The organism is Prevotella sp. oral taxon 313, from assembly GCF_003043935.1.
Classification (GTDB): Bacteria; Bacteroidota; Bacteroidia; order Bacteroidales; family Bacteroidaceae; genus Prevotella; species Prevotella jejuni.
In genome coordinates, this window is sequence record NZ_PYXE01000001.1 from 2200602 (window position 1) to 2214096 (window position 13495).

Below are 13495 nucleotides of genomic sequence, written 5' to 3' on the forward strand. Positions count from 1 at the left end.
TAGACATTCTCTATTTATGGCAAAGCAAAATCTCTAAATAAAGTTTCCTGTCATATCTGTCATCCATTATAGCCATTTAAGTTGTTAATTTACAGTGGACTTACGCGAAATGTTAAATGTGACAGCAAAAGAAAATAAAACTAATTTCGTAATATTATGTACTATATTCTGACCGTAATAGATACTATTCCTTCCTAATTTAGAAAAGTCTACTGCTTCGTATATGACAAGGTGAAAGCAGTATCTGATCATTATTACTCATCGTTAGTTGTATCGTCTTCTTCCCAATGTACCATGTCATAAGGATAATATGGATTATCCTTTAGGTCGGAATCATCTATGTGCAGTATCTTTGCGACAGCTCCAACCTCCCAAGCCCAGTAACCACGATAACAGCTTGTTTTCAAATGATTATTATACCAAGGGGCATCCTTGTTCAAGTTATACCATTTCCCGATGTAATCTATCAAAGCTTTCTTCGCAGCTTGTGCATCAGACAACTGTGTTAATTTGAAAAGCCCTTTATACAACTTAGGGAAGGCAAGCTTATTTGCATGCGTTTGTATCTTATCCTCGTCCATCCGAGCGTTCAGCATAAACCAGAGTAAAAGGTCTGGAGTCCAATCAGCTGGCTTTGCCTGTTCGTCCATCTGCTGAACATAGGTAATCAACTGTTTAATGTTATCATCTGGAATATTTAACAATACGCCTAATGATACATGGTTTAGAATGTCATTATATATAGGGTTCTCTTTCTCAAAGCCATGTAGAAAATAGCTTAATGAATCCATATAGATATCTTTTAGGGGTCTTCAGGATTTTGGAGTGATAAGGTTTGCCACTTGTGTTTAGAGTTTGAAGCAATGTCACACGGAGACACGGAGAGAACGGAGGATTATTAAATACAAAGCTATAGTAGTAACAGAGGCACCGTCGGTGCATAGAGCAACGGAGCTTGTTTGCCAATTCTATTAGCAATTTATATACAAAACGTTTATTCCAAAATATTTGTCAAGAATCTGTATGCTGCATCTCCGTCGCTCTTTGTGCCCTCGGCACCTCCGTGACATTGCGTTACCTCCGTCCCCTCCGTGACTCTGTGTGCCTTATATGTAAGAGTTTTAGTTTATCACTCCATATTTCGGAAGAACCTCTTTTAGTTCTTTAATATCTGCATCCATTGAGTATTTTACAAAGATGACATCTATACAATTATCTGCAATAACACGATTTATAAATAAATTATTACAACCATTTGAAATAGTCAGTTTATCCTCATGAATCTCTGTCATTCTCTTTTCCAAGACTTTTTCAAAGTGCTTCCTATTCTTTATTTTATCCCTAATAGCTTTATCTTGCTTCTGTTTAGCATGGCTAAAGAAATAATCAAATATACCCATAACTTATTCTTTTATTAGGAAATACAACCCAATAATATTATTGCTTTATTGGTATTGACGAAGAACTCTTAGAGTCATGATATAATTCCTCTATGCTCTTCCAATCAGTAGGACAATCATCCCGAATTGTTTCAACAGCCTTTTGGATATATAATGTCTCTCCATTAATCCCGTCAATAAGATAAATGTCATTCCTATTATCTTTCCAATGAGCACAGACTATATAAATCGGTCGCTTAATATACTCTCGTTCTTCATAACGTCTTACACTAAACACTTCCTTCTTATCCATGAGATTTATACCATATTGGTGCAACATTTTTACTTTTAATGAATCTATGCTAAACTTATAAGGCAAATCATAATCTACACATTTTACTTCATGTCCATGACCATCGAATTGATATCCTTTACCTACTGGCATTTGATAAAGATATGCACAATATGCTGTTATATTTCCCTCCGTGTTATACAGATAGATATATTCGTATGGAGAGTCTCTATATGTATGAGACTCTCGAAAGCCAGCAAAGGAGTAATTTACGTATTCATCACTTAATTCTATAAGCTCACCCAACTTTCCTTCTTTGCGTATACGATAAGCAGTAGGATTTTTTCTTACTAACCTCTTATACTCCTCAATATCAAATCGCTTATATCTTAAAGTATCCTTGTCACTATTATTACCTAAATTATCTTGCCCAACACATGTTGTCGCAAACAATAATAACCATAGAATTACCGATAACTTACTCATCATTAAATATTCTTCTTTTATAATTATGATTCGTGATAAGCCACATACACACTTACATTATTGCGATTATAGATTTCTACTCTGCATGGGAATAATACCTATCTAAAGAATAAGAAAGGCTTACTCTGCAGTCAGCTCGAGGAATCTACTTGAACCCTCGTTGGCAGAGAGGACCATCAAACCTACCTTCATCAAATAGTCACCAGTGTACCTTTGTCCATTACAAGTTAATGATGAAGTTGTGGTAGGTATAAGGCTGATTTATCCTCTGCTGCAAGTTCTATATCTGTTTCAGAAAGTTCTTCTTGTGACTTTTCCATCTTCTTTTTCATTCTACTTTTAATTGATCTAATGGCTTGTGACGTACAACAGAAGGCGTCAGCTTTCTGCTCGTCGGTCATCCCATTATGTTCCATTATATAGTAGAATGTCTCCTTAGGAGTGAACGCATAGCGAGGATTATTGAGGATATAGGCAAGGTCGTAATTGAAGTTAGGCATAATAGCGTTGAGAGCCTGCTGTTCACGTTTACCCATCTGTGAGATATTTCCACCTTTTAGAATGGTGTAGAGTGTGTCTATTCCCAACTTAGTTTGTTCGATGGAATCGGCTGTTTTTGTATCTTCGCTATGATTAGGAACCTTTAGTTTCAACTGTTCTAACTCATTAATCTTTTGGTCGACTTCTGCTTTCATCTCATCTATCGTTGCATCTTTTCGGCGGAGCAACTGCTGAATATTCAGCTCTGTCATCTCTTGTTGTCTGCGATAGGCATGTAGTTGTTGGCGCATACGATGGCGAAACCATACTACGATACCAGATGTAAGGAGTATCAAGATGATAACAAGATAAGCGATATAGAGTTGAAGTTGCAGGGCTTTACGCTGTGCGATAGCCACTTCATAACGGTCTTGTATCTGTACAATCTCAATATCTTTCTCCGGTGAAACCGATAAAATCTGACGTTTCTCAATGCGTGTTCTTAGTTGATTAATACTCTGCTCTTGGTCTTTACGAATACGAGGCTTGAAGGCTTCAGCCTTCTTTACGTACAGCAGGGCAGAGTCGCGTTGTCCGATTTGGTTGAAAACAGAGGCTTTACCGAGGTAAATATCCGTCAACCTGTGGCTTTTCTTACTATCATTCGCATAGCGAGCAGTATGGTCGAAGTAGTCAAGTGCCAATTTATAAGCACCGTTCTGGGCATTCAATAGAGCTATACGGTAGTATGTAGCAAACTTCAAAGAGTCTTCTGTTACGTTGAAAAGGTGCTTTTCTGCCGATTTTAGCTGATACATCGCATTCCTTGTGTCATGCTTAGCCATGAAGAAAGCAGCACTATCGAGCCTCATCCGAGTGATACCATCGTCTGTTGCAGGATAGTTAGGTAGTTTTCTTTGGCTGCATGAAAGCAAAGTCAAAAGAGTAATCAGTAATAAAATCGGTTTTTTGTTCATATTTGCAAAGATACACATTCTACTGCGTATTGCCAAATTAGGGTGGGAGGAAAGAGGATGAAAAGGCATCTTAAAGCTCTGTAAAGTGCGAAAACGAGGGAACATTTAGATGCTTTGTTGTGTCAAAGGATTAGTCTGTTTATGCGTAAGTTGTTGATAGTCAGGTGCTGTTTTGCAGTTTCTGTGTCAACACTAAAGTGGCTATTGCATTGCATTATATTCTTCTTTACCTTTGCATCGACAATAAGTTCCAATATATGTCATCTGCATTTCATAAACCTGCGGCGGCGTGATTGCGTTTAAGCGTTGGCGCAGGTTTTAATTTAAGAATGTTCGAAAGGCTCTTCAAAGCAAAGAGTTTGTTTATAATAATCTCTCGAAAGGCTGCGTTTAGTAGCTGTAAAGGAGAATAAAACAAAAGGTTTATATGATGAAACGAATATTGTTTGCAATATCACTTAGTATCTGTATGGAAGGAACTGTTACTGCCCAACAGAAGAATATGTCGATGAAATCTTATGAAAATGAGGTTCGGAAAGATACAATCGATACCTTAGAAGTAAAAAACGAAAGGCATAAAATATTTGATTGTTGGTTTCCTCCAATGCCATCTTTCCCAGGTAATATCCAACAATTCCTTCGTGCTCACCTTGTATGGCCAGCTGGTCGTAAGAACAAAAAGGTTGAAGGAAAGGTGATTGTTAAGTTTTATATAGAACGTGACGGCACTTGTTCTCAGTTCAAGATACTTCGTTCGTTGAGTCCTGCTTTTGATACAGAGGCGTTAAGGGTATTGAAGTTAATGCCGAAGTGGAATGTGGATTCAACGGCTAAGGGTGGGACTTGGTTTATTTTGCCTGTTAGATTTAAGAAGCAAAAAAGTCAACTTTAAAAGTATATTGTCATGATAAAGAAATTGTTGTTAGTCCTATTAGTAAGTTTGTTTGCTGTTGGTAATGTCAATGCGCAGAAGCTGAAAAAGTCGATGAAACCGAAGAAAAAGGAATGTTTTGAACGTCCTTATTGTGGAGAACCAAGTACTTCGCCTGTTTGCGATACATTGAATGTGGACACCTTAGGGGCAAAGATGTTTGAAACTATTGAGGGATTGAAACCTTCATTCCCAGGTGATCTCTTCAAATTTATAGCGGCACATCTTCAATATCCGCCTGAATTGGCAGAAAGCTCAGTTTCGGGAAGAGTCATAATAAAGTTCTTTGTGACCCCTTCAGGTCGTTGCTGCCTGTTTAGGGTTATGCGTTCTGTAGACCCATACCTTGACCGAGAGGCACTCAGAGTACTCAAACTTATGCCTGCATGGAAGTGGGAAAGACGACCGAAGCAAGGAGTTTGGCAGCTTGTACCTGTCACTTTCAGATTATTATAAGCCTGCAAAGTTCTGTTTATAGCTATCTATCACAAGATTATTTATCGTTAACGAAACAGCGGTCCATGCTCCGCACCACTCATGCTGGGTGTTATCATGTCATTTGAGGATAAGTGACAAGAGCGATAACAGTCATGCTAAGAACTCTTAACTCATATCCTTTCACATCACAAAAGCCTTATTTACAGACTTCTATCATTTCAAATTAGACTTTCGAAGAGTAGCAGAAAGAACGGAGTAGACCTATATCTCTCATTCAATACACTTCCCCTTCAAATTTCCACAGGCTTTTTGCACCCATCTTATACTTTTATCGTACCTTTGCAGTAACGAAGATAAAAACAATATATAAAGGTAAAATTATGGCAAAGAAAGCTTTATTGATGATCCTTGATGGATGGGGTAACGGTAAGCATGGTAAGGGTGATGTTATCTATAACACCCCAACACCCTACTTAGATTATTTGAATGCAGTTAGTGCACACTCTGAGTTGCAGGCATCAGGCGAGGATGTAGGTCTGCCAGACGGCCAAATGGGTAACTCTGAGGTAGGTCACTTAAATATAGGTGCAGGTCGTATTGTTTATCAAGACCTCGTAAAGATTAACAAAGCATGTCAGACAGGTGACATCTTGAAGAACCAAGGTATCGTCGATGCATATAGCTATGCACAGAAGACAGGTAAGAAGCTTCACTTGATGGGTTTGACCTCTACAGGTGGTGTTCACTCTTCTCTCGACCACCTCTTCAAGCTGATTGAGATAGGAAAGGAGTACAACCTCAAGGATGTTTACGTTCATTGCTTTATGGACGGACGTGATACAGACCCAAAGAGTGGTGCTGGTTTCGTTGGAGACATCCAGAAGGTTTGTGACGCAAATGGCGCACATATTGCTTCTGTCGTTGGTCGTTTCTATGCAATGGACCGTGACAAGCGTTGGAATCGTGTGAAAGAAGCATACGACTTGCTCGTTGAAGGCAAGGGTGTACAGGCTACTAACATGGTTAAAGCGGTTGAGGCAAGCTATGCAGAGGGTGTAACAGACGAGTTTATCAAGCCTATCAACAACTCTTCTGTAGATGGAACTATCCAAGAGGGTGACGTCGTTATCTTCATCAACTTCCGTAATGACCGTGCTAAGGAGTTGACCGAAGTACTCACACAGCAGGATATGCCAGAGGAAGGGATGCACACAATAAAGGACTTACAGTACTACTGTATGACTCCTTACGATGCTAACTTCAAGAACGTTCATGTCCTCTTCCCTAAGGAGAACGTAATGGACACCTTAGGTGAATACCTCAGCAGACTTGGTAAGAAACAGCTTCATACAGCCGAGACAGAGAAGTATGCACACGTAACCTTCTTCTTCAATGGTGGTCGTGAGCAGCCTTACGAGGGTGAGGACCGCATCTTGGTTCCTTCTCCAAAGGTGGCAACATACGACTTAAAGCCTGAGATGAGTGCTTTCGAAGTGAAGGACAAGCTCGTTGGTGCTATAAAGACACAGGAGTACGACTTCATCGTTGTGAACTTTGCTAACGGTGATATGGTTGGTCATACAGGTGTTTACAATGCTATTGCAAAGGCTGTTTGGGCTATCGACCACTGCGTTAAGGAGGTTGTTGAGACTGCAAAGGCTAACGATTATGAGACGATCATCATCGCTGACCATGGTAATGCAGACAACGCAATCAATGAGGATGGCACACCAAACACAGCTCACTCACTCAACCCAGTACCATTCATCTATGTTACAAACAACAATTCTGCAACAGTGAAGAATGGTCGTTTGGCCGACGTAGCTCCTTCTATCCTTCATATTATGGGCTTAGAGCAGCCAGCAGATATGACTGGTGAGAATCTTATCACAGACTAAGTCAACGTTAATAAAATCAAACAAAGCAAATCCCAAAGGCATTTTATGGCTTTTGGGATTTGTTTTTTATTACCTTTGCCACTGTGTGTCTTACTGTTGACTCACCCATAATTAGGTGTTAGTATTTATTTTTAATATTAAAGACAATGAAGAATCGTAGGTTAGTATTATCATTAGTAGCCCTTGCAGGACTCTCTTCTCTCAGCGCACAAGCACAGACCAACAATACAGAAAAGCCTCATGAGACTATCATGCAGCGTGTTGACACGTTGGCAAAGAAGGTAGGTGCTGCTGTTAAGAAGGCTGAAACTACTGAGAAAGCAAAGCTCAACGCAGACAAGCAGAGAGTTAAAGCAGACCTTGCTAAGGACAAGGAGAAAGTAAACAAGGTTTATCAGGATGATAAGGCAAAGTTCAATGCTGATGTAAAGAAGGCTGAGAACGGTCTTGCTAAAGATGAACAGAAAGTAAAGAATACTTATCGTAAGGATGAGGCAAAGGTAAAGCAGGGTGTTGCTAAGGATAAGCAGAAAGTAAGAAACGCATATCGTAAGGACAAGGCAAAGGTTAAGGCTGACGTAAAGAAGGTTAAGCAAGGTCTTGCTAAGGACGGACAGAAAATCAAGAACACTTATAACAAGGACAAGGCAAAGGTTAAAGCGTTCTTTAAGAAGAAGAAGTAATCGACTTAGATAGAGACAATTAATTCATTGAAGATAAAAGAGTCGTGTTCATTCACGGCTCTTTTTGTTTGGTGATTTAGAAGAAAAAAAGCATAAATCACGGTTTACATAAATTCACTAAACAAATGGTTAAATTGTAATAAATCTAAAATTCACAAACACAACGAGCTTTTTTTGCCGTTGGAAAATCTTTTTTCATTACCTTTGCGACCATAAGGATTTATATCCTTTTCGAGTTTTATAGGTATTAAAGTGTAATTTTTAAACAGTAAAAGATTATGGATTTTAAGAAAATAGCATTATCATTCGTAGTAGCATTCAGTGTATGTTCACTCAGTGCACAGGCTCAGAGCCAGTGCTCAAAGAAGTGTGACAAGGCTCCTAACGAGCAGGTAGAGAAGCAAGCTAAGCAGTGTCCACAGAGCGGTAAGGCTTGTGACGAGAAGGCACAGAAGGCATGCGACAAGCAGAGCAAGGAGTGCTCAAAGGATAAACAGGCTTGCTGCAAGGGCAAGAAAGACGCTAAGAAGCCTCAGCGTAGCTGCTGTAAGAAGCAGGCTCAGCCTAAGAAGAACAAGTAATAGATTAACTTGAATAGAAGAAAGTCGTGTCGAAAGGCACGACTTTTTTGTTGTTATCAGAACTTTATCGTACTTTTGTAGTAACAAAACTGCGTGTAATAAGACGAGATAAGTAAATCTTCTCTATCGCTCCTATTACGCTTATAGACAACAATCATAGCTATGGATGTAAAGATAGAGCCTTCATGGGCAACGCAATTAGGGGGAGAGTTTGAGAAACCCTATTTCCTGCAGTTGATAGAACAGGTGAAACAAGAGTACGCTCAGTTCCCCTGCTATCCTCCTGGAAGACTGATTTTCAATGCTTTCAATCTCTGTCCTTTCGATAAGGTGAGGGTTGTGATAATCGGTCAGGACCCTTATCACGAACCTGGACAGGCAATGGGATTGAGCTTCTCTGTGCCTGATGGGATACAACTCCCGCCATCACTGCAAAATATCTATAAGGAGATTGCAGCCGATTTGGGTACTCCTATCCCACAATCAGGCGACCTTACGCGATGGGCTAAGCAGGGAGTTCTCTTACTGAATGCAACACTTACTGTTCGTGCCCACATTGCTAACAGTCATCAACGATTAGGATGGGGACTCTTTACAGACGCTGCCATCAAGGCGCTCAGCGATGGTCGAGAGAACTTAGTATTCATGCTTTGGGGCGGATTTGCACGAAGTAAGAAGGCACTTATCGACCAACAGCGTCACTGTGTCATAGAGAGTGTACACCCTTCTCCACTCTCTGCGAACCGTGGAGGGTGGTTTGGACAACATCAATTCTCACGTTGTAATGCCTACTTAACCGCTTGTGGGCTGCAAGCTATTGAGTGGTAAGTATAGAGGTCGACGAGTTTTAGGGTTGACAAGTTGCTTATTATTAGGCTTATAAGGCCCATTAGCCTAATAAGCCCAATAAGAAAAGAATAATCAAATAAGCTCTTTATAGTCCCGAAAGAATGTTAGGACGGAATTATTCTCACGAAAAAAAGAATTTATTTTCATGAAGAAAAATATTTTCTTTCATGAGAAAAAATATTTTTTTTCATGAAAATAATTTGAAGAACAAGACTGAGACTGTAAGAATAAACTGTTAGGTGAACAGTAAGACACAGTTAGGAATGAAATAATTTAGCGCAAAGAAAGATGGTAAATACGTATGATCATATCTTCATGGTGGGTGATGTGCTTGTCTCACCAGACATAATCAATGTGAAGTTCTGCTGCGATCTTGACAAGTGTCATGGTCAATGCTGCATTGAAGGAGATGCTGGTGCACCCGTAACCTTGGATGAGACGATGGAAATAGAGAATGTCCTCGACACTGTTTGGGGCGATTTGTCAGCTTCTGCACAGGCTGTTATCGACAAGCAGGGTGTTGCCTATACCGATGAAGAGGGCGATTTAGTGACGAGTATCGTAGGTGGTAAGGACTGTGTCTTCACCTGCTATGAGAATAACTGTTGTCTTTGTGCTTTAGAGCGTTCCTATCGTAATGGCAAGACAGGCTTTGTGAAACCCATTTCCTGCTCATTGTATCCTATCCGAGTAAAGGAATTTAGCAATGGAACCTGTGGTATTAACTACCACCATTGGCGCATCTGTGCCGATACAAGAAAGAAAGGGGAAGAGCTGAATCTTCCCTTATATAAGTTTTTGAAGGAGCCTCTTACACGAAGATTTGGCAAGGAATGGTATGACGAGTTATGCGAGGTTGCGGAGCAGTTGTTAGGCTAATTACTATTAGGGCTATTAGGCTTATGGGCCTTATTGGGCTAATTATCTTATTAGCCCTATGAGGCTTATAGGCCTAATAAGGCCAATTATATTATTAGCCTTATTAGCCTTATGGGCCTTATTAGCCCAATTATCTTATTAGCCCTATGAGGCTTATGTGTCCAATAAGGCCCATAATCCCCTATTATCCCTTCCTAAACCTTGAAGGACTAACACCCACATGCTCCTTAAAATATTTCCCTAAGAAGCTCTGATTAGCAAAGTTGAGTTCCTCAGCAATCTGCTTGATGCTCATTGTCGTATTCCTTAACATCACGAGTAACTCACGTGTTACGTAGGAGTCAATCCACTCACTCGGTGTTCGCCGACTAACACTACGAACAGTCTCAGAGAGGTATTTCGAGGTGATACATAGCTGTTGGGCATACCAACCGACACGACGTTCCGTGCGATAGTTCTTCTCCACCGACTGAATAAACTTATGAAAGATAACCTCTGCACGCGTCTTTGAGTCGTCACCTACTTGCTGGAATCGATAGATAACATTACTCATATCAATGATAAGAGCCTTGAGCATGGTCATAACCAGCTCACGACGGAAACGATGACCAGTATCTTCAATCTTCCTTTTGATGCGCTGTACATCGTTCTCCAAGGCCTTTGTCTGTGCATTATTAAGGTGGAAAACAGGATGAGTACGGGCAAAGAGGAAGAGAGCTGCCAGTTCGTGAATACCACTTACGATGTTTTGAAAGAAATCATACGACATGATTAACGCTAAACCCTCGCAATCAGGCGAGAGCTGATAGTCGGCAACAACCTGTTCTTCACTAATGATAATGACATCTCCGGCACTCACTTTATGTTCCTTAGTATCAACAGTATATTGTGCACTACCGCCTGTGCAGAGTGCAAGAAAGAGTGACTTCATGCGAGAAGCACTTGCAGGAAGTGGCACTTTGGTGATATCCTCGAAGAGAATAATATCATTGTCAATGTAGTCACCATCAGGATATACGAGTTTTGCCTGTGCTACATTAACTTCACGGAGTCGTATGTTTCTGTTCATATCCTCATTATTTGGGCCTACAAATATACTCATTTATTTCTTTTTAAGAGAAATTTATGTAGAGAAAAGAGCTATTAGAAGAGAGAATATAAGTATTTATAGGAGTGATATGGACAATTAATAATTTTTTGAAAGGGACTTTTAGCATAGTTTTAATACGCTATCTACACATTATGACAAGGTGTTTATGTAAGCTGAAAGGGCTGATATTCAAGGGTATTATAAGTATAATAGTAATATATTTAACCATCAATAGCCTACGCATTAACCCATAATGTGAAATTAGAAAACGGATAGTAAGGTCTTTTTATGACTATCGTCAAAAAAGAGAGGATAGCTGAATAACAAAGGTGAACCATGTATTTACTTATAGTATAACGTAAATATTCCTTCCTTTTGTATTGTTCTTTCTGACTTCATAACACCAGCCCTATCATTCAAGAATACGAATGGATAAAAGAAAAAGACTCCCTTTCTCATTCCGTGAGAAAGGGAGTCTTCATTATATTCTTAGCCTTAAAAGGCCGCTTTTAGTATATTGCAATAGGCTTACGCATCAATGTTAGCGTAGGTTGCATTCTTCTCGATAAACTCACGGCGAGGCTCAACATCATCGCCCATTAGCATAGAGAAGATCTCATCTGCATCAGCAGCATTCTCGATAGTAACCTGCTTCAAGAGTCGAGTCTTTGGGTCCATAGTTGTTTCCCAAAGCTGTTCTGGGTTCATCTCACCAAGACCTTTGTAACGTTGTGTGTGGATAGCCTTGTCTTCTTCATCGCCATTTGCATACTTATCAATGAAGGCCTGGCGCTGTTGCTCAGTGTAGCAATACTCACTAACCTTCTTGTAAGTACACTTATAGAGCGGAGGCGTAGCAATGTAGAGGTGTCCGTGCTCGATAACTTTCGGCATATAACGATAGAAAAGAGTCATAATCAGCGTGTCGATGTGGGAACCATCGACGTCGGCATCGGTCATTATGATAATCTTATCATAGCGGAGTTTATCAGTGTTAGCCTCAAAGTCGCCTTCACCCTCTACTCCAAAGCGAACGCCGATAGACTGAATAATATTCATAACAGACTCAGCCTCGAATACACGATGACGCTGAACCTTCTCTACATTCAGAATTTTACCACGAAGAGGAAGGATAGCCTGTGTATAACGGTCTCGTCCCTGCTTAGCAGAACCACCGGCAGAATCACCCTCGACGAGGAAGATCTCACAGTCCTTAGGGTCCTTATTAGAACAGTCAGCGAGCTTACCAGGCAAACCTCCACCGCTCATCACGTTCTTACGCTGTACGCTTTCACGTGCCTTACGAGCTGCCACACGAGCTGTAGCGGCAAGGATAACCTTGTTACAAATCATCTTTGCCTCGTTAGGATGTTCCTCAAGATAATCAGTCAGCGCCTCACCAACAGCCTGCTGTACGGCTCCTGCGACCTCACTGTTACCCAGTTTCGTCTTTGTCTGACCCTCAAACTGTGGTTCAGCAACCTTGATAGAGATGACAGCTGTCAATCCCTCGCGGAAGTCTTCACCTGCTATTTCAATCTTAGCCTTCTCTAACTGCTTTGAAATCTGTGGGTCGTTGTCCGCGTATGCCTTCAGTGTACGAGTCAATGCAGCACGGAATCCCTGCAAGTGAGTACCACCCTCGATAGTGTTGATATTGTTAACGTATGAGTGGATGTTCTCTGTATAATCAGTGTTGTACATCACTGCGACCTCAATAGGAATATTCTGCTTCTCGGTCTTGAGATAGATAACATCATCGAAGAGATGCTGACGATGGCGATCAACATAACGAACAAACTCCTTCAAACCGTCCTTAGCATGGAAGACTTCTGTACGTGTCTTACCTGTCTCTGGGTCTGGACGAAGGTCGGTAAGTGTAATCTTAATACCAGCATTGAGATAAGCCAATTCACGCATACGGCGTGCAACGATTGACCATTGGTAGACTGTCGTAGAGAAGATATCTGGGTCTGGCCAGAACTGCTGTCGTGTACCCGTCTTATCGGTCTCACCAACAACCTTCACTGGGTAGAGAGGCTTTCCTTTCTCGTACTCCTGCTGATAGATCTTACCATTACGAAAAACCTGAGACATCATGTGTGTAGAGAGAGCATTTACACAACTCACACCCACACCATGCAAACCACCGCTGACTTTGTATGACCCCTTGTCGAACTTACCACCTGCGTGTAGGACGGTCATCACGACCTCAAGGGCGCTCTTATGCAGCTTTTCGTGCATATCAACAGGGATACCACGACCGTCATCTTCAACGGTAATGGAATTATCCTCGTTTATCGTAACTTCAATATTATGACAGTAGCCCGCCATGGCCTCGTCGATAGAGTTATCAACGGTCTCGTTAATCAAGTGATGGAGTCCCTTTTCACTGATGTCACCAATGTACATAGCAGGACGCTTGCGAACTGCCTCCAAGCCTTCTAAGACCTGAATGTTACTGGCGGAGTAATTATTCTCGTTTTCTGGATTTGCCGTCATTGTTGTTTCTGATTATACTTATAGTATGCA

The 13495-nt window shown here is 40.8% G+C and carries 13 protein-coding genes; 7 read left to right on the forward strand and 6 right to left on the reverse strand.

From position 1 onward, the window contains the following. Window positions 1-254: 254 nt before the first annotated feature. From AXF23_RS08675 to AXF23_RS08690, 4 genes are all read right to left on the reverse strand, one after another. Window positions 255-791 (reverse strand): PoNe immunity protein domain-containing protein, encoded by a 537-nt coding sequence (locus tag AXF23_RS08675; RefSeq protein ID WP_233251267.1) that lies wholly within the window; start codon window positions 789-791, stop codon window positions 255-257. Window positions 792-1121: 330 nt separating this feature from the next. Beyond that, the gene (locus AXF23_RS08680; RefSeq protein ID WP_107625016.1) at window positions 1122-1400 is read right to left on the reverse strand and encodes a hypothetical protein; all 279 of its coding nucleotides are present in this window, start codon (window positions 1398-1400) and stop codon (window positions 1122-1124) included. Between the two features lie 37 nt (window positions 1401-1437). After that, a complete protein-coding gene (locus AXF23_RS08685; RefSeq protein ID WP_107625017.1) occupies window positions 1438-2160 on the reverse strand; it encodes a hypothetical protein in 723 nt (240 codons plus the stop codon). Window positions 2161-2384: 224 nt separating this feature from the next. Next, window positions 2385-3632 carry a hypothetical protein gene (locus AXF23_RS08690; RefSeq protein ID WP_107625018.1) on the reverse strand — a complete coding sequence of 416 codons (1248 nt, stop codon included), beginning with the start codon at window positions 3630-3632 and terminating at the stop codon, window positions 2385-2387. Between the two features lie 409 nt (window positions 3633-4041). Between AXF23_RS08690 and AXF23_RS08695 the strand changes: the two genes are divergently transcribed. The 7 genes from AXF23_RS08695 to AXF23_RS08725 all read left to right on the forward strand — a co-directional run bounded on the left by AXF23_RS08695 (window position 4042) and on the right by AXF23_RS08725 (window position 9873). Next, complete coding sequence (locus AXF23_RS08695) at window positions 4042-4506, forward strand: energy transducer TonB (protein WP_107625019.1); 465 nt, start codon at window positions 4042-4044, stop codon at window positions 4504-4506. 12 nt (window positions 4507-4518) lie between these two features. After that, entirely contained in the window at window positions 4519-5001 is a 483-nt protein-coding gene (locus AXF23_RS08700; RefSeq protein WP_107625020.1) for an energy transducer TonB, read from the forward strand. Window positions 5002-5363: 362 nt separating this feature from the next. Beyond that, the gene (gene gpmI / locus AXF23_RS08705; RefSeq protein WP_107625021.1) at window positions 5364-6881 is read left to right on the forward strand and encodes a 2,3-bisphosphoglycerate-independent phosphoglycerate mutase; all 1518 of its coding nucleotides are present in this window, start codon (window positions 5364-5366) and stop codon (window positions 6879-6881) included. 146 nt (window positions 6882-7027) lie between these two features. After that, window positions 7028-7564 (forward strand): tail tape measure protein, encoded by a 537-nt coding sequence (locus AXF23_RS08710; RefSeq protein WP_107625022.1) that lies wholly within the window; start codon window positions 7028-7030, stop codon window positions 7562-7564. A 278-nt stretch (window positions 7565-7842) separates the two neighbouring features. After that, window positions 7843-8145 (forward strand): hypothetical protein, encoded by a 303-nt coding sequence (locus AXF23_RS08715; protein WP_009010914.1) that lies wholly within the window; start codon window positions 7843-7845, stop codon window positions 8143-8145. A 162-nt stretch (window positions 8146-8307) separates the two neighbouring features. Next, complete coding sequence (ung, locus tag AXF23_RS08720; RefSeq protein ID WP_009010915.1) at window positions 8308-8973, forward strand: uracil-DNA glycosylase; 666 nt, start codon at window positions 8308-8310, stop codon at window positions 8971-8973. Window positions 8974-9282: 309 nt separating this feature from the next. Continuing rightward, on the forward strand, window positions 9283-9873 hold the full coding sequence (locus AXF23_RS08725; protein ID WP_107625023.1) for a DUF3109 family protein: 591 nt from the start codon (window positions 9283-9285) through the stop codon (window positions 9871-9873). Window positions 9874-10057: 184 nt separating this feature from the next. On the opposite strand, the gene AXF23_RS08730 is transcribed toward AXF23_RS08725, so the two are convergent. Continuing rightward, window positions 10058-10942 (reverse strand): helix-turn-helix domain-containing protein, encoded by an 885-nt coding sequence (locus tag AXF23_RS08730; protein ID WP_107625842.1) that lies wholly within the window; start codon window positions 10940-10942, stop codon window positions 10058-10060. Between the two features lie 549 nt (window positions 10943-11491). Then, window positions 11492-13465 (reverse strand): DNA topoisomerase (ATP-hydrolyzing) subunit B, encoded by a 1974-nt coding sequence (gene gyrB, locus AXF23_RS08735; protein ID WP_009010918.1) that lies wholly within the window; start codon window positions 13463-13465, stop codon window positions 11492-11494. Window positions 13466-13495: the final 30 nt, after the last annotated feature.

Excerpts from the sequence above, each read along its gene's own strand:
- AXF23_RS08675 (WP_233251267.1), bottom strand. The coding sequence starts at position 791 with ATGGATTCATTAAGCTATTTTCTACATGGCTTTGAGAAAGAGAACCCT.
- AXF23_RS08680 (WP_107625016.1), bottom strand. The coding sequence starts at position 1,400 with ATGGGTATATTTGATTATTTCTTTAGCCATGCTAAACAGAAGCAAGAT.
- AXF23_RS08685 (WP_107625017.1), bottom strand. The coding sequence starts at position 2,160 with ATGATGAGTAAGTTATCGGTAATTCTATGGTTATTATTGTTTGCGACA.
- AXF23_RS08690 (WP_107625018.1), bottom strand. The coding sequence starts at position 3,632 with ATGTGTATCTTTGCAAATATGAACAAAAAACCGATTTTATTACTGATT.
- AXF23_RS08695 (WP_107625019.1), top strand. The coding sequence starts at position 4,042 with ATGATGAAACGAATATTGTTTGCAATATCACTTAGTATCTGTATGGAA.
- AXF23_RS08700 (WP_107625020.1), top strand. The coding sequence starts at position 4,519 with ATGATAAAGAAATTGTTGTTAGTCCTATTAGTAAGTTTGTTTGCTGTT.
- gpmI (WP_107625021.1), top strand. The coding sequence starts at position 5,364 with ATGGCAAAGAAAGCTTTATTGATGATCCTTGATGGATGGGGTAACGGT.
- AXF23_RS08710 (WP_107625022.1), top strand. The coding sequence starts at position 7,028 with ATGAAGAATCGTAGGTTAGTATTATCATTAGTAGCCCTTGCAGGACTC.
- AXF23_RS08715 (WP_009010914.1), top strand. The coding sequence starts at position 7,843 with ATGGATTTTAAGAAAATAGCATTATCATTCGTAGTAGCATTCAGTGTA.
- ung (WP_009010915.1), top strand. The coding sequence starts at position 8,308 with ATGGATGTAAAGATAGAGCCTTCATGGGCAACGCAATTAGGGGGAGAG.
- AXF23_RS08725 (WP_107625023.1), top strand. The coding sequence starts at position 9,283 with ATGGTAAATACGTATGATCATATCTTCATGGTGGGTGATGTGCTTGTC.
- AXF23_RS08730 (WP_107625842.1), bottom strand. The coding sequence starts at position 10,942 with ATGAACAGAAACATACGACTCCGTGAAGTTAATGTAGCACAGGCAAAA.
- gyrB (WP_009010918.1), bottom strand. The coding sequence starts at position 13,465 with ATGACGGCAAATCCAGAAAACGAGAATAATTACTCCGCCAGTAACATT.